This is a genomic window from Streptomyces sp. NPDC007088 (assembly GCF_042869355.1).
In the GTDB taxonomy this organism is placed as follows: domain Bacteria; phylum Actinomycetota; class Actinomycetes; order Streptomycetales; family Streptomycetaceae; genus Streptomyces.
Genome location: NZ_JBIAFO010000010.1, coordinates 278,506 through 301,197, shown reverse-complemented (window position 1 = coordinate 301,197; position 22,692 = coordinate 278,506). Strand labels below are relative to the sequence as shown.

The window sequence follows — 22,692 nt, the reverse complement described above, 5'->3', positions numbered from 1 at the left end:
GGCTTTACCCCAAACTCTCTTGAGAGTTTGGGGTAAAGCCCCAAACTCTCATTTGAATTCCACCCCAAACTCTCATATTCATTTCCATGAATTCCGATTTTATTTCATGTTTCCAAACATCATTGCCTTTCCAGACACCTCGCTTTGTTGTCTTTCTTGATTAATGTTTCCAGGCATTCCTTAGATCCTTCGTCCTCCTTCTCGCGTGCTTCCTTGGGTATTTCTTCCACTTCGCCTCTCTGCTTTGGTGATTGGGCTTCTCTGAAAAAATGACCGTGCGTCATGATTGGTTTGTTTGCTGGGTTTTCGAGGTTTCCAAACATCGTCAGATGGCGGCGGCTCTCCTGGCATAGTGAGGGGATGGGTAGTGGGAAGCCGATGACAACCAGAGTCGGGCCGGCTGTACGCGCGGACCTGAACGATGTAGTTGAAGAGCAGAAGGACTGTCGCCGGGCGTGGGAAGCCTTGGGGCGGTGGGACACCAAGGGGCTGTCTGCGCAGTCGAGGGCTGCACGGCGGGGGCAGTGGCGTACGTTCCTTGCTGGCCTGCGGCGCAGCGGGCTGATCCTGGACACCATCGATCGGGTGGCAGAGGTGGGCGTTGCTGCAGCGCTCGCATATCGTGGTTGGGATCGTCAGTGGCCGCGGGTGCCTGAGTCTGCGCGGTTCAAGGGGCGTTGGCCGGGCGCCGTCGATCGCGGGGAGTACACGGCGTCTGTGCCGTTCGTTCTTTCTGAGGCTCTGGCTCGGCGTGTGCACGCGGCCTGCTGGCACACCTCAGCGCCGGCGATCAAGGCGCTGTGGGAGTGGAACACGGAGGTTGCCATCGTTCGGCGTCGGGAGGAGAACATCGACTCTGACGTCGAGTACCAGCGGCTCGTCGCTGAGGTCACAACCGTTGGAGACCTCGGCCGTGCTGGCTTGGAGCTGGGTATTGAGCAGGCCCGGTCGGCTCTGGGTCACGCATGGGGTCTGGTGGCTGCAGAGCAGTTCCACGAGCGAGAGGGGCATCTGCGTGTTCCTCGTGGCCATGCCGAGGAGGTCCTATCTTCCAGCGCTCCGAAGGGCATTCGGTGTGTACGGCTGTCCACCTGTGCCAGGGACTGGCGCGACGCATCCCAGGTCGGAACTCTCGACAGCCATGTCCGGGACCACCTTGACCGGCTTGGCTTGGGCTGGGAGCCGGGGCGCACGGCGCGAGCCTCTCGTTCGTGACGCGACGGTTGCCGTGCGACGGACTGGGCGTACCGCGGCCTAAGCGTGGTACGCCCGGTAGCATCAGGGGAAACGCACCTCACCGTGACGTGTCTTGCCCGGACCCACCTCCGGGCCGTGGCGAATCCAGCTGCCGCTGGAGGGTGATGCAGTGGTGATGCTTGGCTTCCAATCATCGTGTGACCGCCCCTGTACGCGCTCTGGCTCCTGTCGTGGTGGGGCGGCACGGACCGGGAGCGCGCAGGAGCTGTCGTGTCACCGAAGCACAGTACGCATCCCACCAACCGCCGGCAGATCGCCAAGGCCCTCGACGCGCAGACGCGGATGGGCTACCAGCGCGCGTTGCAGCGCGTCGTCGACGCCGCTGAGAAGGGGCTGCTGCCCAAGGTTCTGAACGAGGCCGGCCGCGCCGAGGCCGTACGCCTCCTCGTCGAGCCAGGCGCACTTGAGCCGGATCCGGGCCCGTTCCTCGCGAAGGACTACTTGAAGGACCTCGTCGAGGAGTTCCGCCGCCTGGGCTGGGGCGCGGGCGATGAGACCGAATTGGAGTACTTTGGCCTGACCGCGTACGCCGGGCCCGTCGCTGGGCTGAGCCTGTCGGTGGGGCGCGCTGACGACCAGGGCGACGACGGTGAGGAGCGTGACCCGGACGACCCCGAGCAGTGCGATCTGGGCAAGCCGCTGTACTTGATGGCTATGTGCCCGTCTGGGAACGCCACCGTGGACGACTTCGAGGACGGTCTGGTCGACTGCTCCACCGAGCCGGTGCGTGCCACTGCGCGGCGCCTGGACACCGGGCTCGGCCGGGCCCGGCTGGCCCGGGTGCGGGGCATGGAGGAGCACTCCACTACGCCGTGCCCGATCTGCGGCGACCGCTACCCCGAGCACCATCTGTTGGGGAACTCGCCTGGCGCCGAGCCGGTGTGCCCCGCGTGCGTCTTCGACGGCGACCAGCCCTACCGCACCGACCTTCCGTACTTCGCCGTCCGGCTTGACCGGCTCCTGCATGGGGACCTGTCCGCTCCGGCGGGATGGGATGCGGTCGCGGCTGTCCTTTCGCTGACGTGCGGTGCGAACCTGCGCGGCCGGCTCGACCGCGCGCTTCGGGAGCGCGGCGGCTGGCCGTTCGTGATGGAACGCTGGGGGGATCCGCTGACCCGCTCCTGGATCTGGCTGCCGCCCGCGGCCGACCGCCACCCGATGTTCCGGCACCTGGGTGCCGGCGCGAACCTGAGCGCGCTCGTCGACGCCGTCGACCGTCACGACCCCACCGCCCGCGCCGAGGCGAAGACGATGTGCCGTGAGGCGGATGTGCGTTGGAGGGACGCGCTGTGGCCAGCTGCGATCGCCTACGCGGTGGCCCTGACCACGCAGGCCTGCGAGCGGGCCCGGCATCGCACCCCCTACCACCTCCTCCACTCCCTCAGCGACGGCATCGGCCAGGTCATGAAGCCGTTCGCAGTCACCGGGGACGCCTCCAACGTCGAGAGCGGCCTCATGGAGCTCCTTGAGTACCAGCTGCTGCCGATGCTGCTCGGGCACAGTCTGGACGAGGAACCCGACGACCCGCAGCGCCGCTACGGAGCGCAGGACGACGACGAGCGTCCCGCCGCCACCCGTGCGGACGCTCGGATCAGCCACAGCATCGACCGGGCGAACCAGGCCGCCGTCATCCTGGGCACCCTCCCCTTCACCCCGCCCGGCGTCCCGGCCTGGGACGGCGCCCCGCTTACCGGCTCCGACGCCGACGGTCTGGGCAGCACCGCTCCGGTCGGCGAGCCGTGCGCGGCGCTGCGGGCGGAGGCCCGGCAGCAGGCCGCCGAAACGCTCTACGACGCGGGCGGTCCGCTGCTGGCCGACGCCGGCCACGCCTGGGCGCGGGACGGCTGGTGGATCCCTTCGGACCACAGTCGGTACGCGGTGCGCCAGGCGCAGCAGTTCCTCGTTGATCGGACCCGGGTGCTGGCTCTGTGGTACGGGCCCGGCGCCCGGTTCCCCGAGCCGGTGCAGGTCTGCGTGGAGGTCACCGACGTCCACCCGCGCAGCACCGGCCCGGTGGACGTGCCCTGGCTGAGCGTGTGGGACGGCCACTCGTACTTCGGGATGACTCTGTCCGACCTCGCGCTCGTCCGCCGCGCTGAGCCCGGTGAGGAGCTTACCCAGGTCTGGCCGACCCACAACAACGCCGGTACCGGCCACCATGGCGCTGCCGACGCGCCCGCGGGCGCGTCCGGTCCGGCGGACGGGACGCTGCCGACGGTCGAGGAGCTGTCGCTGCTGACCGACCGGTTCCTGCACCTGGCCGGGCACCGGCTCGGCGAGGGCTGGAAGAGTGTGGATACGAAGGCGTACGCGGCCCATCAGCGCCTGGAGAAGGCCCTGGAAGCGGAGTACACCGGGTTCGCGGCCACGTCCGTCAGGGTCTGGATCAACCTGTTCGACACCGCCCACCCATGCCCCAGTGGGCCGGGTCAGCCCCTTCCCGCCTACTCGCTGACCGGCAAGCCCTACGAGGTGGAGTTCGACGTCCATGCCCACGACCCGTCTTGCGGCTGTGGGCAGGAGTACGGCTTCGGCGATTTCTCCGACCGCGTCTGCCAGCTCCTGATCGTCCTGTGCCTGTACGGGGGGCTGATCGAGGCCCACCCGATGGTGGAGACCTCCGGTACGTCTGAGGATGGCCGGGCGGCGCTGCGGGACATCACCTGGGAGGTCGACGGCCCCGACGGCTACGGCTTCCGGGAGGTCCAGCGTCGGGTGATCCGCGATGTCACCGACGCCGACTCGCCCCTGAACACCGACACCAACCCGGCCTACATCCCGCCGTACATGGCCGCGGACGGCTGGTACCTGCCCGAAGGCGGCACCTCGATGATGTTCCACGGCCGCCGGCACGGCGACGAGGACACCAGCGAGCTGGAGGAGCGGGGAGCCGATGGCCCGGCGTGATCTCGATGTGCTGGCGTGCGCCGACCTGGAGCGGCTGGGGGTGGCGCTCCCGGCGGTGACCGAGGCGACGGTGGGCCTGGTGCGTTCGGGCGGGGGCGGGAAGTGGCACGTCCCCACGGGGGAGAAGCGGTGGTCGGAGCACTGTCAGCATTCCGCGCGGGCGGTGGGTGAGCCGACGGAGATGGTGTTGCTGGACGTGCTGGGCCAGGTCTGCGCCCGCTGCGAGGGGCAGCTGCCCGGGCGGCTGCCGGACGCGGTGGTCGCGCTGTGGCGGGCGTGCTCCCTCACGGTGGCGGCGGACCGGTTCGTCGGCTCGCTGCGCGGGGACACCCGGGCGCGGACGTGGCTCGGATACGCGGTCGCGCTGGACCGCTCGCCGCGCAAGGAGGACGCCCGGGTACGGGAACTGCTGCGGCCCTGGCTTTCGGATGACGAGTTCGGCGCGCAGGCGTGGAAGGCCATGGCCGGCTGGTCGCGGGTGCTGGAGCGGGCCGAGGAGCAGCTGGCCGCGTATCGGGAGGCGGCGCCGTCGGCGGTGGCCAGCGTGACGGTCGGCGCGGCGCTGGACGCGGTCGGCCGCGAGACGGCCGTGCACGAGCAGGCCCGAATGCTTAAGCGGGCCGTCGGCGGTGACCGGCGGTGGACGGAGGTCGGGGTGTGGGACTGCCTCCGTCTGTCGTGGGCGCACGCCCGCGAGCAGGGGCGGTGCGCCGTCCGAGCCCAGGATCTGGCCCGGCGGGCGGTGTTCGAGCGGTGGGGGCGGGAGCGGGTGGTCGACGTGTCCGCGCTGCCCTCCCCCGCGCTCACGCCGGTCGGTTCCTGCTCCAGCCCGGCGGAGTGGGCGCAGCAGGAGTACCGGCAGTTGTGGGGCGCGTTCGTGGAGCGGTGGTGCGGGCGGTTGGAGGAGGAGTTCGCCTCCAAGCGCGCGGTGGGCGAGGAGGAGCAGTTGCTGATGGTGGCCGACTGGCCGCTGACCCACCGTGGCGACCTCGCCTACCTCTCGCAGTTCCGGCAGGTCGGGCCGGCGGTGCCCGCCGGGCTGCGCGATGAGGCGTACGGGGAGCGGCGGAAGCGGCAAGCCGTGGTGCTGGCGGTGCCCCGGTACGCGGTGGAGCACGCCGTCGCGCACGAGGACCGGCCGCGCTGGGGCCATGCCACGGTGCTGACCGCCGGCGACGTCCTCGGCGCCTCTGTGTCGGAGAGCGTGCAGGAGGCGGAGTCGGCTGCGCGCGTGATGCTGCGCACCGTGTACCCGTACCTGCCCGAGGACGTCGCCGCGGACGGGAAACGGCCGCAGGCCTCGGCTCAGGTCCGCTCGGCGCGCGCCGACCAGCGCGCCGCCCGCCCCGACATCTCCGACACCTACTGGGCGCCGCAGCGCGAAGGGGATGTCAGGCGGCAGTGGCGGCACGCGTTCAGCGACGGGGTGTGGGCGTGGGTACCGGACGACACCGCGACCGGCCCGGCCGCCGCGCAGCTGCAGGACCTGGCCGACCATCACTACTCCTGGATGGTCGTGCGCCTGGACGTCGAGGCCGGGCCGCGCACCGATAAGTCGCTGGTGAGCCTGTACGGCCTGCTGACTGGCTGGGACGCGCGCCGACGGGCACTCACCTTCACTCCGCAGCACGGCCACCAGCCGATACAGGTCCCGGTGCACCGGATCGTCTCCATGACCGGTGACCGCGAGCGGCGCAGCCGGCGCGAGGCCCCGGTGTGGGAGCCGTACACGCCGCCGCGCCGGTGGTGACCCCGGACAGCCTCGACAAGGTCCTGGCCGAGGCCTGGCCGAGGTGGGGCTCCTGCCGTTCAGCGAGCTTCTCGTGGAGGCCGCCGGGTGCGTATTGATGGTCGTCTGGGACATGGCTTCGGCGCCTTGCGCGGCCCGAGCGCGGATCGTGCCGCGCGCGGCAGATCGTCGTTGAGCAGCTCATGGGACGGGACAAGGCGAGGAAGCCGCGCAGGCCGAGGGATCTGGGCGAGGTGTCGGAGGGGCATGTCGAGGCTGTGCCTGGGGTGATGGTGACCCTGACCGGGCCGTCTGAGGTGGGTGCGGCCGAGGCGCACGAGCGGATGGCGGGAGGTCCGGAGGCGTGTACGGGCGCCTCCTGACCGTGCGGGGAGTGGATTGCCCGCGCTTTCCGCACCACGTTTGAATGGCTTCATTTGGGCCAGCGCCGGATTCGATCTCGGTCGCGCGGCGCTGGGTTGTCGCGCTGTTTCCACGTATGTATTTTCCCTCGTGCCGGACCGTCCGTGTGCTCTTTTCTTGCCTGCTTTCTTATGAGCTGTCAGTCGCGTCCTTCTACTGGGTCTGCCGGGAAATTCGCGAACGGTATGGGGGCGGCTGTGGAGGGGAGTTGGGGTGTCGAGGTGGTTGCGAGGACCCCTCCATCCATGTATCTTTGGGGTATCGCCCCAAAGATACATGGATGGAGGGGCGGAGATCGAGGGTCTGGCGGCACACTCGCCGACCGGGCAGAACGCAACCAGATAGCGGAGCCTCACCATGCTGACGCCGGCCGATAAAACGCAGATCGAAAACTTCGTCACCAAGGTGCGCAATGCTGGATCCGACGAGCAGCGCGTACGGATGATGGCGCTCTCCGAGCTGTCGAAGGTTCACCGGAGGATCAACCCTCAGACCAACGAGCCTTACGCCCCCACCACGAACCGCAGCCTGATCACCGAATACCGGAACATGATCAAGGCCGAACTCGGCGAGAACGCGTCCGTCCTGGACACCTTCAAGTACTCGGCGGCCCGCGTAACGGAATACCGCCAGCACCAGCAGGAGCAGCGCGAGGAACGGCACCACAACCAGCGGCCGCTGAACGCCGATGAACACATCGAGCGGGCCGTGGCACTGCTGAACTACAACCTGAGGGTCCGGTGGTCCAACGCCGCGGCCATCGCCGCCGTCGTCGCCCTCACCGGCCGCCGCCCGTACGAGGCCGGCTGCGTGAGCAGCTTTGCCCCGGACCCCGACGACGCAACGCGGATCGTCTTCGCCGGGCAGACCAAGACGCGAGAGGCCGAGCGCGCCGCCACCCCCTACCCCATCCCCGTACTCGCCGAACGGGACCTCGTCCTCGAGGCCGTCGCCCGCATCCGCGAGAGCGTGGACCCCACGCTGGACAACAAGACCTACTCGCAGCGCTTCGGCAAAGAGGTCGGGATCGCGGCGAAGCGCACCTTCTCCGACATGGACAACGCGCCGATCACCCCGCGCGAACTGCGCGAAGCGTACTCCGCTGTCGCCTATCACAAGTTCGCCAGCCGCAAGATTTCCGAGGTGCAGTTCTACAACGAGGTCCTCGGCCACCAGGGAACCGACCTCAACACCTCCCTGTTCTACTTCGCCTTCTACGTCGTCGACGGTGAAGAATAGCAGAGAATTAACAGCCTCTGCCCGTGCGATAAGCGCTCCTCATTGCTTTTTCACGGGCGCAGATTCCCTCAGTTGTAGGAGTCAACGCTAATTTATTGTCCAGATCGTCCCTACATGTGCCGTTAGATACTCCGTGTCCCGATACAACTTAATGGGGCCGTGGAAACGGGACGGGTACGGGGCGGTCGGCTGCCACCGGACATCCACCGACCGTCACAGAAACGGCCACCGGGGTGCCCGGCCCCCCTCCCCCACAAAACCCCGGGGCGGAAGACGCCCCGGTGCGCGGCATCGCCCACCCTCGGCGAGCACGGCAAGCGTCGGGAGGACGGGTGCTGATACTGGTGGACGCCCCTATTCAACTGTCGCTGGTTCCCCGAGGAACCCAGCCCGCTGGTGACCTTGTGTGATCCCCTGAGGCGTATCGGCTCCAGGTTCCGCCGGTCTCGTTGCGGAGTCGGCTGGTGGTTTTGTCGTGGTAGCCGAGAGCGTCTGCGACGACAGGTGCGGGGAGTTCGAGGAGTTGCTGCCGGATGGCGGCGCCGCGGGCGGCAGCGGTCGGGACTCCGACTTTGTTCAGGAGCGCGGACAGGTGGTCGGGGCGAGCCGGCTTCCCTGCCCGGCGGCCAGGGAAGAGCCAGCGGGACGCGGGGTTGGTGGCGGTGTTCATGTTGTCGCGGTTCGCGGTGTGCTCCAGCAGCAGGGCGGCGACCGGATCAGGGACAGGTGAGGCTGGTTCCCCGAGCCGTAGCAGCACGGTGTCGCCGTCGCGGATGACGTCGTCGACGCTGAGCCGGACGATGCGGCTCACGGGCTGGGCAGAGAGGAGCACGATGACTCCGGCGACGCGGAGACGCATCGGTATCGCCGGATCGGTCAGCAGTCGGCCAAGGGCATCGAGGCGCTCGTCTTCGCTCAGTGCGGCCCGGCGGGAGATCTTCATCGTGGGGATGGAGAGGGAGCCTCGGCAGCGGCGGCTCTGCATGGCCCAGTTGAGGACGCTGGCCCACGCCTTCCGCTTCGATGGGGCTCGGATGCAGGAGTACGTGGAGAGCCACGCGCGCGCCCTGATCCTGGCGGGTCGCCGCTGACCGAGCTGCCCGGCCGCAGCCGGCGGGCTGCGGTCAGGCGGCGGCCGGGACGAGTTCCAGCGCCCGGATCAGGGCGCCGATCCGGTCGCGCGGGCACCCGGCGACCGGGGCGCGCAGGACGAGCAGCCACCGGACCGCGTTCGCCGGGACCGGGTTCCACTCGCCGAACGCGACCTGCGTCGGTCCGGCCTCGGCCGCCCAGACGCGCCGGGCCTCCGGCTCTCCCCCGCGCATCTGCCCCTCAATGAGCAGGTGCGCCACCCGCAGGGCGGGGATGTGGTTGCCGTGCTGGAGGTCGCGGTACGCCGCGGCGGCGGCCTCGCCGTCCTGGCCCGTTACGAACTTCGGCTCGCCGCCGTCCTGCTGGCCCACCCGCGAGTTCACGAAGACTGAAGGGTCCTCAGCGGGAACCCGAGGGTCCAGAAGCCCGATTCTAGGGGGTGGACCCGCGGGTTCGTGGTGAAGTCGCGGGGGCGGATTCCAGGTCCTGCTCCAGGAGAGCGCGGGCGGAGTTCGCGTATCGGATCGCGGTCTTCTCGCTGAGGCCGAAGACCTCGGCGAGGTGGAGCGGGTCGGGGCCGTGGGCGAGGGCTTCCTCGAGCTGGCGGTCCATGCGGAGCCGTTCCAGGGTGGCGGTCTGTCGGTGCAGTGCCGGCCCGGCGACCGAGCTCTTGCCGATGGGACCGGTTCCGAGTGCGGTGTGCTTGTTGATCAGGAGGTGCGGGTTGGCGGTGTCGGGCCAGCGGCGTCGCCGGAACTCCAGCCATTCTCTGGTGACTTGAAGGGTGAGTTCGTCCATCGGGCGGGTGCGGCCGTCGATGGACAGTCGTCGGTTGCCGATGTCGAGGTCGTCGAGCTGGAGGCGGCGGATCGCCGCAGATCGTGCCGCGTGGACGGCGGCGAGGGCGAGGATCAGCCGGTCGGCGGGATGGGTGACGGCGGCGACAGAGCCGTTGATGTGCTCGGGCTCCAGGGGCTGGATGACGCCCTCCTCGCGCTGGCCGACGCGGACGCGGCTGGTCGGGTTCTTGAAGATGGTCCCGTTCTTCTTGGCTCGGCCGAACAGCGACCGCAGGGCGATGATGGTGTGCTGCTGCTGTGAGCCCTGCACGGTTTCAAGATGGGCGAGTACGTCGTCGCGGGTGACTTCCCGGAGGTGGTCATAGCAGTTCGACCATTCCAGCAGAACGGGCCGGATCTGGTTGAGGTAGTTCCAGACCGTCGCCACGTGGCGGTGGATCCCGATCCCGTAGAGGTCGCACTGGCCCGCGGTCAGCTCCCGGGGCCTGCCGGGGGTGTGCGGGTGGCGGGCGAGGCGGAGGGTGTCCTCCTCGGCCTGGGCGGCGAAGTCGCGGGCGGGGGCGGGCCGGTGGGCCTGGGCGGCGGTGTAGGCGGCGGTGAGCGCCGCCAGGCCCGCCGCCTCCAGGTCGGCGGCCGTGGGCCGGGCGCCGGCCAGCAGGTGGGCGCGCGCCTCGGCGAGCAGGAGCAGGGCCTCGTCCGAACGGCCAGTGCGGCGCAGCGGGGTCGCGGCCGCGCGGGCCGCGGCGGCGAGCACCACCGGGTCACCGGAGTGGGTGGCGGCGGTGCCGGCCCGCTCGGCGTGGGCGCCGGCGAGGCTGGTGCGGCCCTGCTTGACGGCGAGCTGGGAGGCGAGCACCCACACACCGGCGGCGCGGGCGGCGCCCGCCGGGCCCTGCTCGGCACTGTGCTCGGCGGCGGCCAGGACCAGCGGCAGCACCTTCCCGAGCCGCGTGTAGGCGCCGACGGCGAACAGCCAGCGCGCCGCGGCGACGTCGCCGGCGGACAGTCCCGGCACCGCGGCCGCCCACGCCGGAACCGGCCCGCCGACCGCACCGGCTCCCAGGGCAACTCCCGCCACCAGCACGCTCCGTCGCTTCACACCCGCCCCCTCTTCCTCACGATCCGAGCCCGCGCGGCCGACCGCGCGGGCTCCTCACGACGCTACGACCGGCCAGGCCGACCCGACAGGGCGCGCACCGGGCCGCGCGCGCCCCCGCCGCGGCCCACTCCGGGACGCCGGACCTGCCTGGGCGGGGCGGGGTGCCCGTACGGGGGCCGTGACTGGGCGGCCGGCTCGTCGTTGAGGATGCGGAGTCCTGCCCGCCTGCCCGCCGCTGGAGTTGCCCGTGCCGGTCCTCACGGCCCCGCCCCCGACCGCGCGGCCCCCTCTCACCCCCACCGGGAGCCGCGGCCCGGTCGAGCAGGCCGTCGTGGCCGGCGCGCTCGCCGCGGCCGGGCCCGAAACGCTGGTGCGCACCGACGTGCCCCAGCCCGACGGCTCCGTGCGCCTGTACGCGGCCTGGACCGATCGGGGCGGGCCCCTGGCCGACCGCATCGACCGCATCGCGCTCGCGCGCGGGCTGGACGCCTGGTCCTGGGTCGAGATCCTTACCCACCACCAGCACACCACCCACCGCGGCCGGATCGAGGTACGCACCCACCCGCTGCGGCAGATCCTCGCCGACGTCGAACGCGGCCACCGCGGCAAGGAGGAGTACCGGGCCAGCCTCGCCCGGCTGCTGGCCGACGACGCCGAGCGGTCCGGCCGGCCGCCGCTGCCGGCACCCGGCCTGCCCGCCTGGCCCGGCGTCGGCCCCCTGCTGTGGCACCGCTGCACGGGAGGCGACATGGTCGTGGAGCGGCGCTGGCTCGGCCGCTGAGGACGAGGAGCTCACGGTGGCCGCGCTGCCGGCGACGAGTGGATCGGGCTCGCTGCCGGCGACGAGTGGATCGGGCTCGCCTTCTGCGGGGGCTGGAGAGCGGCGGGCCAAGGGCGCGGGCAGCGGCGTACTGCGGCAGATTGTTCCGGGAAGCCGTGACCTGCTGGCCGCCCGGAGATCGCACCTGCATGCTCGTCGGCAACGGACACGCCGGGGAGGAATCCAGTGCTGCGGATCGACCAGTGCGAAGCGCTCGCACGCTACGAGCAGGAACGTGCCGAGGAACGGCGCCGCCAGCAGGAGAGGGAACGGGCACTGTGGGAGCGGATCGCCGCCGCGGCGCCGTTCGCCTTGACCGTACGGACGGACGCCCGCTCCGTGCTGGACGTCCCTCTTCAGCACGCTGCAGCAGCCATCGACCTGCTCACCGGCGCCTGTCGGCAGCACCCGGCTGGCCGGGCGCTCTGCGAGGGCATCGCCCGCACGCACCTCATGTCCCTGAGTGAACCCGTGGATGCCTACGCGACGTGCCACCGCTGCGTCCACGCCGCAGCGGTGGCCCGGCCCGCCGACAGACCCGAACCACCGACCAAGAGCGAGCGCCGGGAACTTGAGAGAGTCGAGGCGGGAGCCGTGTTCACTGTCGAGCACACCGAGGGGCCCGAGATCCGGGACACCAGCGAGCAGAGCCGGAGCCTCGGCGGAGACCAAGGCCGGAAGGTGACCGCCGTGATGAAGCGGCTGCGCGCCCGGGGCTGGGTCGAACCTGACACCGAAGCAACCGATTCCCTGCGGGGTGGGCGTGGTTGGCGATGGAACCTGACGAGTGTCGGAGCCGCTGCGCTGGCCCTCCCCGCAGTTCCCCGGTGGGTGGAAGCTACGCCGAGCACGCCACCACAGCATGAAGTTCTCATACCTCGTTGACACGCGAGTGACGGTCGGCGAGCTCGACCGGCCTGCCGGCGACCGGATGCTGGGCGACGACGCCGAGCGGGCCGCGGCTGCCCGCGTCCGGCCTGCCCGCCTGGGTGGGCGTCGGACCCCCAGCGCTACGCGGGAGCTGGCCTGGTCGTCGAGCGGCACTGGCTAGGGCCCGCGCGAGCGGCGGCCACCTGGCATCCTGGTGCCAGCCGGGCAGCCCCGGCCTTCTGCCCCGCGTGCGCGGGGACGGCGTCACCAGGCGAACCCGCACCGGCTACCGGATGCGGGCCTGGACGCATCTCCCGTCCCCTCCCAGCAGGAAGGCCCCGCCGTGTCCGACAACACCGCCCTGCCCGTCCCGCACGGTCCCCTGGAACAGACCGTGGCCACCCTCGCCGAGGCGTACCCCGGTCTGCGGCAGACCGAGCCGTCGAAGTGGGGCGCGCCCCTCGCCGACGTGCAGCTCACGCCGCAGCGCACCGCCCGCTTCTCCTGGGCCGGCTACGAAGTCCACGTGATCGTCAGCCACGAGGACCACCTCGACCGTGAACACCCCGACAGCACCGCCCTGTACCGGGAGGTCCGCGCGCACGCCACCTTCCTCGTCCCCCGGACCGTCCAGGTGGAGGGCATCGGGCACGTGGAGTGGGAGATGACCAATCCCCGGGCCGACGTGGCCTTCCCCGTCGCGTTCGCGGTGGCGGCCGCCGACCAGGCGGACCCGCGGTTCGCCGCCGCCGTCCTGTCGACCGTCGCCAAGGCCCTCGCGTACGCCCGCCACGCCACCGAGCACGCGGCCGTCCAGGCCGAGCGGGCCGCGGACGAGGTGCGGTGGGAGAGCGAGCGCCCGGAGGGCGTCAGCCAGCGCAGGTGGCTCAAGGACAAGCGGGCGGAGCGGGATACGCCAGCGTCGTAAGGCTCGGGGTCTCTGCCGCAGGCCGACCGAGGCCGTTGGAGGTAGTAGCCAGCACCCATCGTGGTGCGGGTGATGGTTGGGCGAAGTGGCGGGCTGTCGCTCCGTCGCCTCCTATGCTCGATGCAGCGGTGCGTACGTCGATGTGCCTGCGATGCCTGATCCAGCAGCCTGACAGGAGCCTTTGCGGCGATGTCCCAGCACGTTTCCACGTCCCGGACCGAATTGGCCGCCACCGCCTTCAAGGTTTCTTCGACGAAACGGGAGTTGGTCACCGCGGTGTGCGCGTTCTGCGGCTACCGCGCGCCCGGTGAGAGCCTCGCGGCGCAGTTGATCGCAGGAGCGTTCGCCGCGCTAGACCAAGTGCCCCTTGATGTCCGTCTGTACGTCCATGACCTGCAGGACACTGCCGAGAGGTGGCCGGCTCTGCCGATCACGCTGCCGCCGACACCGTGGCAGGCCGCCACCCTCGTCGACGGCCTGGCCGCGCTGGTCACGGTGTCGGCGGCCGAACTGCGCGAGGCCGCCGAGGGCTTGGCCCTCACCCGCGGCGACGTCGCACTGGCCCACGACAAGCCTGTCCTCGCCCGGATCTGGGCGGAGGACGACGAACCGCTGCCCGAGGCTGCGGCACTGCCACGGGACCGCCGCGCCCGAGAGGCCGCGCTGCTTCAGCTGTTCGACCACGTCCACCCGCGCGAGTGGACTGACGAGCAGACGAGCGCCGTCCGGAAAGCCCTCTTGGTCCGCCTGGCAGGCCTCGGCGACGCCCTGCTGCGGGTCTCCGCGCTCCCGCCCGCCCGGCTGGACTGGCAGGACGACGGCGAAGGGCTCACCGCGCTGGTGCCGGTGCCCGGAGCGCCCCAGCCTCTGGAGGCGCGGGTTGCCGCTGAAGCCCTCGAGTCGCACCCCTTCGCCTCGTGGGACGAGCCGATGTGGGGCTCTCCCGAGACGGCCGCATCACCCGGGTGCTGGCGCTGGACGGTGGGGTGGCGTTCCGCCGGCGGCGCGTTCCACAGCGATGCCGGGAGTACCGAGGCGAGCGCGGCGGCGGCGCGGTTCGGTGCGGAGCAGACTCTCGCCGCCTACGCCGCGCAGGCGTCAACGGTGCGCCAACGGCTTCGCCAGCGCCTGCTGGTGCCGCGACAGCCCGGCACGCTGTCCATGAGCGACCCCGCCGTCCTGGTGCTGGGGCTGCGGGAGCTGCTGGAGGCGGTCTGCGACGAGTACCGCGCCGAGACGAGCCGACCGGAGGACGGGACCGGATGGCGGGTCGTGCCGCACCAGGACGAGGACAAGGAGTGCAGCCTCGTCACGATCCTCCTCGACGACTGTTCCCTCCCCCACCCCGAGCCCGGCGATCCGGCCAACACCGCCGACCCGTCCGACCCCGCGTTCGAGGACTTCCTGCGTTCCCACGCCGTTGTCCTCACCCCGCCCGCCCGCGCCTACCTGGCTGGGCTCTCCCAGGCCGGGCCCGGCGAACTCCCGCTGCCCCGGCGCCACGAGGCGGCGATGCGTACGGTCCTCGCCGTCGGCGGTGAGGCGGCCGACCAGCTGACCGCAGAGACCGGCTCCCTGCCCGATCACATGGCCTGGATCGACCTTCTGGACGTCGCGGCGCTGGGGGAGTTCCTCACCGCGACGGAGCCCGATCAGCCCCGGTGACCGCCCGGGCCGTCGGGGCCAGTGCGTGCGCCAGGACGATGACCGTGGCGTCGTCGCGGTATCCCTCGGCGTCGGCCTCAGTGGCAGCAGCCAGAGCGTCGGCCAAGGCCTGGGGATCCGCCGCGTGCGCGCGGCACAGGGCCTCCATCCGTTCGTGGCCCACCTGATCCGAAATGCCGTCGGTCACGAGCAGGACCACGCGGACGGCCTCGGGGATCTGCGCCTCACGGCACATGGCCGCGCCTGCTTGTGCGAGACCGGTCCGCGACCAGTTGTCGTGGTGCTCGGCGAGTTCCACGGCCACGCCGTTGCGGCGCAGATACTCCCCCATGGTCTGGTCTGTGCTCCACCGGGTGAGCGCGGTGCCGTCCCAGCCGTAGGCACGGCAGTCCCCGATCCACTGGATCGCCGTAGGTTGTCCCGGCTCCATGCGGGCGTAGACCGCCGAGGCGTGCGGCGGGACGTCGTAGGCGTGCGCCATCTGCCCGGCCGTGGTCAGAGCGGCCAGGCCGCCCATGGTCATGCCGATGTGAGTGATCACCGGCGGAGTGACGTGTGCGTAGCGGACGACGGCTTCGTCGTGGCCCGCGCCGTCGACGACGGCGGCACACACCCGGCGCCCGCGCCGCTGGACGTCGTACCCGTCGGCGCACGGCGGCTCGGTGCCCGGCCGCCGGGCCATCCCCACCGTGATCGTCTGTGCGTCCGTCGTGCGGTCGGTCCTCGTCTTGGTCATCGTCTTCTCCTTCGTGTCGGTCGGCCGGGCGTGATCGGCCCGCCCTGTATCCGGGCCCGGAGTAGAACTGCGTCAAGGAGTCCACAGGAATGGGAATTTGAGGCTGCTGAGGCAGGAGTGGCACAGAGCGTGGCGGAGAGGGCGGCGCATGGGCGGGCAGGGGCCGGCCCCGGGTGGCTGCGTCCGGCGCTTCCCCGCGGTCCCCTCGCCCGGCGCCGGCCTGTCCGGCGGGGGGCCAAGAGGACCAGGCAGGCGGCGGCACCTCCGGTGGGCAGCAGGACGGGCATCGGCGCGAGACCGGCGGCCGCGGTGCCCGCGGCACAGCCGATGTCCAGGGCGGCGACCAGGAGGGCGCTGGCTTCGGTCACGGATCCGGCCGGGGCGAGGGCGGAGGTGTGCAGGTAGGCCGCGCTGAGCAGGGGCGCCATGAGCAGGCCGGGCAGGACGCATGCCGCCAGGGCCGCCGTGGGTGTGCGGGCGGCGAGCATCGGAAGCCAGGCGGCGCCGAATCCGCCGCACAGGAACAGCAGTTGCCGCGTTGTCGTTCCGGGCCAGGACCGCGCGCCGTAGGCGAGCCCGCCCAGCAGCGCGCCCACGGACACTGCCGCGGGCAGCGTGCCGGACAGACCGGCGTCGTGCAGGCGGTCGGCCGCCTGCACCGCGAGCGGCGTGATGGCGCCCATGGGCAGCCCGGCGCACACCATGGCCAGGTACAGCACGCGCAACGGGGGCGAGCACAGGACGCCCAGCCCGTGGGTGCGCTGCGGGGCGGGCTTCCAGGAACGCGACGGCGGGGCGCTGACCACCATCATCATCCCTCCCACGCCCACGGCCGCAGTCGCGAGTAGGGCACAGCGGGCAGAGGCCGCTGCGGCGACGCCGACGACGAGGAGCGGGCCGCCGACGTAGATCAGCTCTTGGGCGGCGGCGTCGAGTGACAGCGCCACCCGTTCGTGGTCCCGGGTCGGCATCAGAACGGTCCACAGGGCCCGCAAGGCGGCGTCCAGGGGCGGTTTGGCCACCCCGGCGATCAGTACGCAGCCCGCCGCGGCGCCGGGGTGGGACGTCCCGGTGGCGGCGAGCGCGGTGAAGCCCGCTGCGGCCACGAGGGCACCTGTTGTCAGCGTCCGGGTCTGCCCGTACCGGTCGGCCAGGCGGCCGGCGAGCGGGCCGCCTGCCGCGTTGGCCAGCAGGTACAGGGCCGTCAGGCTGCCCGCCAGTGCGTAGCCCTCCCGTGCGGTGATCAGGACGATCGCCAGCGGCGCCATGGCGGTGGGCATGCGGCCGATGAGCGTTCCGGCCAGCAGGCGCGTGGCGAAGGGCACCCGCAGAACGTCGCGGTAGCGGGCCGGGCGGGCGGGTGTGCCGGCTTCGGGCGGGCGGGCGACGGTGGTGTCGCGCCGAGCGGCGGCCGCGCCGGGGCCATGGCCCGAGGGGTCAGTTGCGTCCGCGCCCGCCCGGATCAGGGTCATGAGGCAAGGCAAGCAACGGCGGCCACGCCGCAGGGCCTGGGCGAGTGCTGCGTGCCGCCCGGCGGCTCACCTGCTGGGGGTGGTGTCCCCGGAGGCGGGAGACAGGCCCTGCGCGTGATGCGAGGGCTGTCCCGCGCGCGGGTGCGCTCCGGTGCTCCCGGGCGGCCTCATCCGGACACGTCCTTCGATCCTCGCACGCAGGGATACGGTGCTGCGTAGGCTGGGCGTTGCCGTCCCGGTGGTCTCCCCCCGTACCACCGGGACGCTGCCGTGTTCAGCGGTCGCGGATCTGGCGGATCCCGTCGACCGGATCGGAGGCGGCGTGGATGTGGTCGCGCTGCTGTTCGGGCCAACGGGTGGACTCGTCCCAGCGCAGGCCGCCGAGGTAGAGGTAGGTGAGGTCTGCGGATCTCAGGTCAGCGCCTCAGACGTCGTGGCAGGCGCGCGCGAGGAGCTGTTCTGCCTGGACGAGATCGTCGGCCAGGCGGGTGAGCGTCCGGCGGGCCGCGCGGGGCGCAGCGGGTGCCACAGCAGTGCGGCGGGCCGCGTGGACTGCGTCGGCGAGCTGCTGCGCGCCGGGAGGCATGTGTTCGGCGTGGAGCTTGGGCGCGAGGGTGAGGTCGAGGACGTCCGGCAGGCGGCCCCGGGCCGTCTCCGGCTGGTCGAGGGTGGCCTGGGCCGTGGTGCGGGCTTCGGTGATCTGCTGAGCGAGCCAGAGCAGGTGCGCGCGTACGGGCAGGCGGACGGTGGCGTCCCAGTCGGCGATCGTGCGGGCGGCTGCTGCGAGCGGGCGGCGCCGCCACGACATCCAGCGGGGCGTGTTCACCCTGTCCCCCTTCGCCGCGCGCGCCGTTTCTGGGCTGCACCCTATCCCCGCGCGGGGATGGCGGGCGCCGGTTCCCGGCGAAGGTGCGGCGGGGCTATGCGCGGCCGGGGCTGTGGGGGTGCTGGTGCTGGTGCGCGGCGGCCTGCTCCTGGCCGTGGTCGCCGGTGGCTGGTCGCCCGGGAGCGGGTGCGGGGTAGTCGGCGGCCTGCCGCTGCTGGTGGTCGCGGAACTGCGCGAGGCGCTGGCTGAGCTCGTCGATGTGTGGGCCGGGGTTGGGGCGGGGCGGGGGCATCAGGTCGCTGGCCCGCAGGACGAGCCCGGGTGTGGCCAGGGAGTCCAGGGTGGTGTCGCTGTAGTCGTGCCGGGCCACGACGAGATGGCTGGCGCTGTGGGCCATGGCGAGCAGCGGGCGGCGGACGTCCGGGTCGCGCAGGACGTCGGCGTGCACGGCCAGGACACCGATGATGCTGCCGGCCGGCTGCAGGGCGGCCTCGTCGGCGGAGATGACCGCGCAGCGGATGTCCGGCTGCAGCTCGCGCACGAAGGCGCGGGTTTCGGAGTGCAGGACGCGGGCTTCCACGATCGTCAGCGGGGCATCGGTCTCGGCCGCCAGTTGAGCTGCGGCGGCGATGAGCATTTCCCGGCCGCCGCAGCCGGTGTCGTAGGTGACGCGTCCGCCCCCGGCGGCCACCAGGGCGTCGACGACCCCCGCGATCCGCGGATGGTTCAGCACGCTGGGCTCCATGCGGGGCTCTCCGTTCGTGTCAGGCGGTTGGCCGGTTCTCCTGCGAGACAAGCAGGCGGCCCGGCGGGCGGAGTCGTCAGGCGGGGATCTGTCCCGTCACGTGCGCTGGCGTCCTGCACGGTGCTCCCGCCCGGCGGGATTCGCCGCCCGGCGGGCGCCCGGCGCGCGGTCGGGCGGGGGACGGAGGCCTTGTGCAGGTTGTCTCCCGCCCGGTTGCGGCGGGCCGCTACGCTGAGGGGAGCAGACGACGTAGAGGCGGTTGTGATGTTGGGTAGCGACGTGTGGACTCCGGACTCCATCGCCCATGCCCTGCCCTCGGCGGACATGCGCCAGGAGTTCTGGAAGCAGTTCAACCTCACCCCAATCGGTGAGCTGCCGGGACTCGGCGAGCGGTGGGTCAGGGTCATCGAGAACCTTGAAGCCGGTGTCGCGCGGGGCCGTGAGCTGCACGCCTACCAGCAGGGGCACGACGGGCAGCTGCCGCCGGAGTACACCGACGTCACCGCTCTGATCATGGAGAGCCGGGCCGCCTGATCCATGTACCGGCTCTATATGGACCCCACCCTTCACCGGGTGTACCTGGATCTCCCGGACAAGGCGCGCGGGAGGGTTGCGCAGTTCCTTCTCGACTCGGCGAGCGATCCGCGGGCGGCCACCAGTCCGTACGGCGACGTCGATGACGGCGTAATGCGGCTGTGGGCGGCGGGTGATCTCGCGGTGGTGCTTCTGGTCGGGGACGAGACCCGCACCGTCACCGTTCTGAGCATCGCGTACGCCGGCCTGGACTGAGGACCGGGGCGCGGGTCCCTGCGGGAGGTCACCGCGCGGCACCATCCGGCGGCGCCGTCCGTCACGCGGCAGTGTCCTGAGGGGCTGCGCAGCGCGGGCAGGGGCAGGGGTGGTTCTCGTCGGGGGCGCTCAGCGTCCGGCAGCGGGGACAGTCGCAGCAGGCCGCTGCTCCTTGTCCCCGGCGGAGATCGGTCTTCGGCGGTATGGCGGAGGGCCAGGCACCGGGCGTGTGCCCCGCGGGCGCCGGGAAGCGCTGCCACAGCGCGACGACCTGGACCGTGGTGCGCACGGGGCGGATCTGCAGGCGCATGAAAGCCGGCAGGTCGCCCTCCTGGCGCATGGCGGCGATGTCCTCGGCCTGGAAGTCCTCCACGGTGCGCTCCCCCGTTTCTCCGGCCTGTGGCCCGGTGCCCGGCCGAGCCAGTGTCGGCTCGGCCGGGAGGGGGTCCGGGGCAACGGCAGAAGCCGTTCCGCCCGGCGGGGCGCAGCGTCCGGATTTCTCGCCGGGCTTCCCGCCGGGCGGTCCGGGCGGGGGTGGCGTAGGGGTGGAGGGGTGCACCTGTCCCCTCCGCTGGAGCCGATGCTGGCCCGTTCGGTGAGCGCGCTGCCCGCGATCGGGCGGCCAGCGGTGTTCGAGCCCAAGACGGACGGCTACCGGGTCATCGTCTTCGCCGGTCCGGTCCCGTACCTGCAGTCCCGGCGGGGCGCGCCGCTGAGCGGGGCGTTCCCGGAGATCGCCCGGGCGGCCGCCGGGCTCGGCGTCGAGGCAGTGCTGGACGCGGAGCTCGTGGTGAGCAGCGGTGCCGGTCACCTCGACTTCGCCGCCTTGCAGCAGCGCGCCCGCCGCCGGGGGGCCGGGGCAGCACGGGCGGCCGTGGAGCAGCCGGCGCATCTGGTGGTGTTCGATCTCCTGGAGGTGGAGGGGGCCGTTCTGCTGCAGGCGTCCCTGCACCGGCGCCGGGACGCGCTCGAGGAGCTGTTCGCGGTCCGTGGGCTGTCCGCGCCGTGGGCGCTGTGCCCGCAGACCACCGACGGAGAAGCCGCGCGTGCCTGGCTGGATCCGGCCTGGGGGGCGGCCGGAGTCGAGGGCGTCATGATCAAGGACCCGGCGTCCCGGTACCGGCCCGGTGCGCGTGGCTGGGACAAGCTGCGGGCCCATGCGACGGCCGAGGCCGTCATCGGCGCCGTCACCGGCACGTCCCGCTCCCCCACAAGCCTGCTGCTGGGCCAGTTCGACGGTGCGGGCCGCCTGCGGATGATCGGCCGCACGACGGCGCTGCACCGCGCGGCGGCTGCCGCGCTGGGCGGGGTGCTTCGGCCTGCCGGCCCGGAGCACCCCTGGCACGGCCGGCGGTTCTCCGGAGGCTGGAACACCGCTGAGCCACTGGCCTTCCAGCCGGTCGTGCCCGAGTTCGTCGCCGAGTTCGTGGCCGACACCGCCGTGGACGCGGGCCGCTTCCGCCATCCGGTGCGCTACCTGCGTCTGCGGGACGACATGGACGCCGACGACATCCAGAAGTGAGCGGCGCCTGTGCCACCCGGAGGAGGTCAGCAGGTCAGCAGGTCCGCTGCTGAGAGGATCATGTCGAGCTGGAAGCCGGCCGTGCGGGCGAGGGGGACCGGCTCGGGCTTCAGGGCGCGCTCCGCGGCGGCGAGCCAGCGCGTGAAGTGGGAGTCGAGTTCGTCCCGGGCAGTCTTGAGCACCGGGTCGGCCCCGCGGGCGAGCTCGGCGTCACAGGCGCGCAGGAGCATCCCGGCGGTGCGCAGCGGGCCGAGGTGGGCGAGGTCCTGCCCGGCACCCGCGTGCGGGTTGCGCCGGTAGGCGGCGGCCATCAGGGCGTGGATACCGAGCCTGTCGGTGACGGCGGGCAGGAAGGGGTCGTCCGCGCGGGGCGTCAGAAGTGCGGCGACGGGTGCGAGGAGGGCCGCGGTTTCATCCAGGTGGCGGGCAGCGTCCTCGGCCGGGAAGTCGTGGGGTCGGCTCGTCCACATCGGCGTCTCGGTGGCGAAGGCGAGGGCGGCGCCGCGCGCGTGGGCGTGGTGCACGCTGCTGGTGCCGAACGGCCGGCGGCCGCTGCCGGGCGCGGGGGACATCTGTTCGGCGGGCGGCAGGACGTGGACGCCGGGGCCGGGCGAGGGCCACTCGATCGCGTCCGACGGCGCGGCCTCCACCGGCAGGCCGTGCCGGGCGGAGGCCTGCTCCAGGATCGCAACGAGCGCCGGGTGGGGCGCGGCGGACAGGCAGAAAGTGCCCCCGGTGTCGCTGTTGTGGAGGGTGATCAGGCCGGTGGGGGCGGCCCGGTCGATGGCGGCGGCGACGGCCCGGCCCTCGGGCAGCCCGTCGGCGCCGGGGCGGGGCAGGCCCCATTCGGACTGGTCCGCCTCCGCCTGGCGGAAGAAGCCGCGGTGGTACGACTCCAGGGTCGGTACGCCGCCCGTCCACCACGCCTCGTTCATCCGGGTGGCGTCGGGGTCGATGCACGGCAGCAGGTACCAGGAGCAGCGCCGGGCGTCCGGGCTGGTCACCACGTACCGGGCGAGGGCAGTGATCGTTGCCAGGCCGACGGGCTCGTTGGCGTGGACGCCGCTGACGACCTGGAGGGCCGGACCCTCGCCGGGAACGACCAGCATCGTCAGGTTCTCCCCGCGCCGGGACCGCCCGATGGTGACGAGGTCGCAGACGCCCTCGTGCCCGCGGGCGAGGGCAGCGACCTCTGCGGTCAGCTCGTCAACGGTGGGCGGGCGGTCGCCGAGATAGGCGTGCGCAGGCCTCAAGGAACACTCCCGTGGGTAGTCATGTGGTCGTCGCGAGTGTTGTGGAGCGGTGCGTGCCGTGACTATGGGGTTGCGGGAACTTGCGCCCAATTCGACCTGGAGGGGGCGAAGTTGCGGGAAATTGCGGGCGGTCCGTCTCATGCGGACCGGGCCGGGCGGCCGGCCGGGCGGCTGCTCTGCGTGCGCGCTCGCCGGTCCGCAGCGGCGCCTCGCGGCAGGCCCGAGGCTCTGCAGGGTCACGCCGGGGGCGGGCCGGGGAGGGGCCGGGTGACGCACTTGGCGATCGGGGTGACGAGCAGGTGACGCACTTGGTGACGCACTCAGAACCCTCCGAGTGCCTGTTGACCTGTGATTTCTATCCGCCGGGGGCGGGTGGTGACGCTGGTGACGCACTTTCCGGGTATCTCTCTACCGCCCTTTTCTTCCCTATTTTTCTTTCACAGAGGAATACCCGGAAAGTGCGTCACCAGCGTCACCAGGCGGGCGAGGAGCAGAAAACCCGCAGGTCAGAGTGTCTATC

Annotated in this window: 20 protein-coding genes; 11 read left to right on the top strand and 9 right to left on the bottom strand. The window is 72.0% G+C overall.

Going from position 1 to position 22,692, the window contains the following annotated elements:
- Positions 1-1,467: 1,467 nt before the first annotated feature.
- The 3 genes from ACFYMP_RS18730 to ACFYMP_RS18720 all read left to right on the top strand — a co-directional run bounded on the left by ACFYMP_RS18730 (position 1,468) and on the right by ACFYMP_RS18720 (position 7,555).
- Positions 1,468-4,164: a hypothetical protein gene (locus tag ACFYMP_RS18730; RefSeq protein WP_388858329.1), complete on the top strand. Its 2,697-nt coding sequence runs from the start codon at positions 1,468-1,470 to the stop codon at positions 4,162-4,164.
- Entirely contained in the window at positions 4,151-5,914 is a 1,764-nt protein-coding gene (locus ACFYMP_RS18725) for a hypothetical protein (RefSeq protein ID WP_388858326.1), read from the top strand. Before ACFYMP_RS18730 ends, ACFYMP_RS18725 begins: the two co-directional genes overlap by 14 nt.
- Before the next feature lie 759 nt (positions 5,915-6,673).
- Entirely contained in the window at positions 6,674-7,555 is an 882-nt protein-coding gene (locus ACFYMP_RS18720; RefSeq protein WP_388858323.1) for a protelomerase family protein, read from the top strand.
- A gap of 358 nt (positions 7,556-7,913) precedes the next feature.
- Here the strand turns inward: ACFYMP_RS18720 and ACFYMP_RS18715 are convergent, their stop codons facing one another.
- Positions 7,914-8,498 (bottom strand): hypothetical protein, encoded by a 585-nt coding sequence (locus tag ACFYMP_RS18715; protein WP_388858320.1) that lies wholly within the window; start codon positions 8,496-8,498, stop codon positions 7,914-7,916.
- Between the two features lie 7 nt (positions 8,499-8,505).
- Between ACFYMP_RS18715 and ACFYMP_RS18710 the strand changes: the two genes are divergently transcribed.
- Positions 8,506-8,646: a hypothetical protein gene (locus tag ACFYMP_RS18710; RefSeq protein ID WP_388858317.1), complete on the top strand. Its 141-nt coding sequence runs from the start codon at positions 8,506-8,508 to the stop codon at positions 8,644-8,646.
- 33 nt (positions 8,647-8,679) lie between these two features.
- Here the strand turns inward: ACFYMP_RS18710 and ACFYMP_RS18705 are convergent, their stop codons facing one another.
- Together ACFYMP_RS18705 and ACFYMP_RS18700 are read right to left on the bottom strand one after the other, a co-directional pair.
- Complete coding sequence (locus ACFYMP_RS18705) at positions 8,680-9,030, bottom strand: hypothetical protein (protein WP_388858314.1); 351 nt, start codon at positions 9,028-9,030, stop codon at positions 8,680-8,682.
- Positions 9,031-9,079: 49 nt separating this feature from the next.
- Positions 9,080-10,546, bottom strand: a complete 1,467-nt coding sequence (locus ACFYMP_RS18700) for a hypothetical protein (RefSeq protein ID WP_388858311.1) — start codon at positions 10,544-10,546, stop codon at positions 9,080-9,082.
- A gap of 247 nt (positions 10,547-10,793) precedes the next feature.
- Here ACFYMP_RS18700 and ACFYMP_RS18695 point away from each other — a divergent pair, with 247 nt between their 5' ends.
- The 4 genes from ACFYMP_RS18695 to ACFYMP_RS18680 all read left to right on the top strand — a co-directional run bounded on the left by ACFYMP_RS18695 (position 10,794) and on the right by ACFYMP_RS18680 (position 14,829).
- Positions 10,794-11,327 (top strand): hypothetical protein, encoded by a 534-nt coding sequence (locus tag ACFYMP_RS18695; RefSeq protein WP_388858308.1) that lies wholly within the window; start codon positions 10,794-10,796, stop codon positions 11,325-11,327.
- A gap of 225 nt (positions 11,328-11,552) precedes the next feature.
- Complete coding sequence (locus tag ACFYMP_RS18690) at positions 11,553-12,251, top strand: hypothetical protein (protein WP_388858305.1); 699 nt, start codon at positions 11,553-11,555, stop codon at positions 12,249-12,251.
- A 328-nt stretch (positions 12,252-12,579) separates the two neighbouring features.
- Entirely contained in the window at positions 12,580-13,164 is a 585-nt protein-coding gene (locus tag ACFYMP_RS18685; protein WP_388858302.1) for a hypothetical protein, read from the top strand.
- A 189-nt stretch (positions 13,165-13,353) separates the two neighbouring features.
- Positions 13,354-14,829 (top strand): hypothetical protein, encoded by a 1,476-nt coding sequence (locus ACFYMP_RS18680; RefSeq protein ID WP_388858299.1) that lies wholly within the window; start codon positions 13,354-13,356, stop codon positions 14,827-14,829.
- On the opposite strand, the gene ACFYMP_RS18675 is transcribed toward ACFYMP_RS18680, so the two are convergent.
- The 4 genes from ACFYMP_RS18675 to ACFYMP_RS18660 all read right to left on the bottom strand — a co-directional run bounded on the left by ACFYMP_RS18675 (position 14,798) and on the right by ACFYMP_RS18660 (position 18,608).
- Positions 14,798-15,565 carry a hypothetical protein gene (locus tag ACFYMP_RS18675; RefSeq protein ID WP_388858296.1) on the bottom strand — a complete coding sequence of 256 codons (768 nt, stop codon included), beginning with the start codon at positions 15,563-15,565 and terminating at the stop codon, positions 14,798-14,800. The two genes, ACFYMP_RS18680 and ACFYMP_RS18675, sit on opposite strands and share 32 nt — an antisense overlap.
- The gene (locus ACFYMP_RS18670) at positions 15,562-17,037 is read right to left on the bottom strand and encodes an MFS transporter (protein ID WP_388858293.1); all 1,476 of its coding nucleotides are present in this window, start codon (positions 17,035-17,037) and stop codon (positions 15,562-15,564) included. Before ACFYMP_RS18670 ends, ACFYMP_RS18675 begins: the two co-directional genes overlap by 4 nt.
- Before the next feature lie 424 nt (positions 17,038-17,461).
- Entirely contained in the window at positions 17,462-17,863 is a 402-nt protein-coding gene (locus ACFYMP_RS18665) for a hypothetical protein (protein ID WP_388858290.1), read from the bottom strand.
- Positions 17,864-17,957: 94 nt separating this feature from the next.
- Positions 17,958-18,608, bottom strand: coding sequence for a hypothetical protein (locus ACFYMP_RS18660; RefSeq protein WP_388858287.1), 651 nt, complete (start codon positions 18,606-18,608; stop codon positions 17,958-17,960).
- A gap of 264 nt (positions 18,609-18,872) precedes the next feature.
- On the opposite strand from ACFYMP_RS18660, the gene ACFYMP_RS18655 reads away from it, so the two are divergent.
- Positions 18,873-19,142, top strand: a complete 270-nt coding sequence (locus ACFYMP_RS18655; RefSeq protein ID WP_388858284.1) for a hypothetical protein — start codon at positions 18,873-18,875, stop codon at positions 19,140-19,142.
- A gap of 18 nt (positions 19,143-19,160) precedes the next feature.
- Entirely contained in the window at positions 19,161-19,397 is a 237-nt protein-coding gene (locus ACFYMP_RS18650) for a hypothetical protein (protein WP_388858281.1), read from the top strand.
- A 61-nt stretch (positions 19,398-19,458) separates the two neighbouring features.
- On the opposite strand, the gene ACFYMP_RS18645 is transcribed toward ACFYMP_RS18650, so the two are convergent.
- Positions 19,459-19,770, bottom strand: a complete 312-nt coding sequence (locus ACFYMP_RS18645; protein ID WP_388858278.1) for a hypothetical protein — start codon at positions 19,768-19,770, stop codon at positions 19,459-19,461.
- Between the two features lie 180 nt (positions 19,771-19,950).
- Here ACFYMP_RS18645 and ACFYMP_RS18640 point away from each other — a divergent pair, with 180 nt between their 5' ends.
- Entirely contained in the window at positions 19,951-20,919 is a 969-nt protein-coding gene (locus tag ACFYMP_RS18640; RefSeq protein WP_388858275.1) for an ATP-dependent DNA ligase, read from the top strand.
- Positions 20,920-20,945: 26 nt separating this feature from the next.
- Here the strand turns inward: ACFYMP_RS18640 and ACFYMP_RS18635 are convergent, their stop codons facing one another.
- Positions 20,946-22,172 carry a M14 family zinc carboxypeptidase gene (locus ACFYMP_RS18635; RefSeq protein ID WP_388858272.1) on the bottom strand — a complete coding sequence of 409 codons (1,227 nt, stop codon included), beginning with the start codon at positions 22,170-22,172 and terminating at the stop codon, positions 20,946-20,948.
- Positions 22,173-22,692 lie beyond the last annotated feature (520 nt).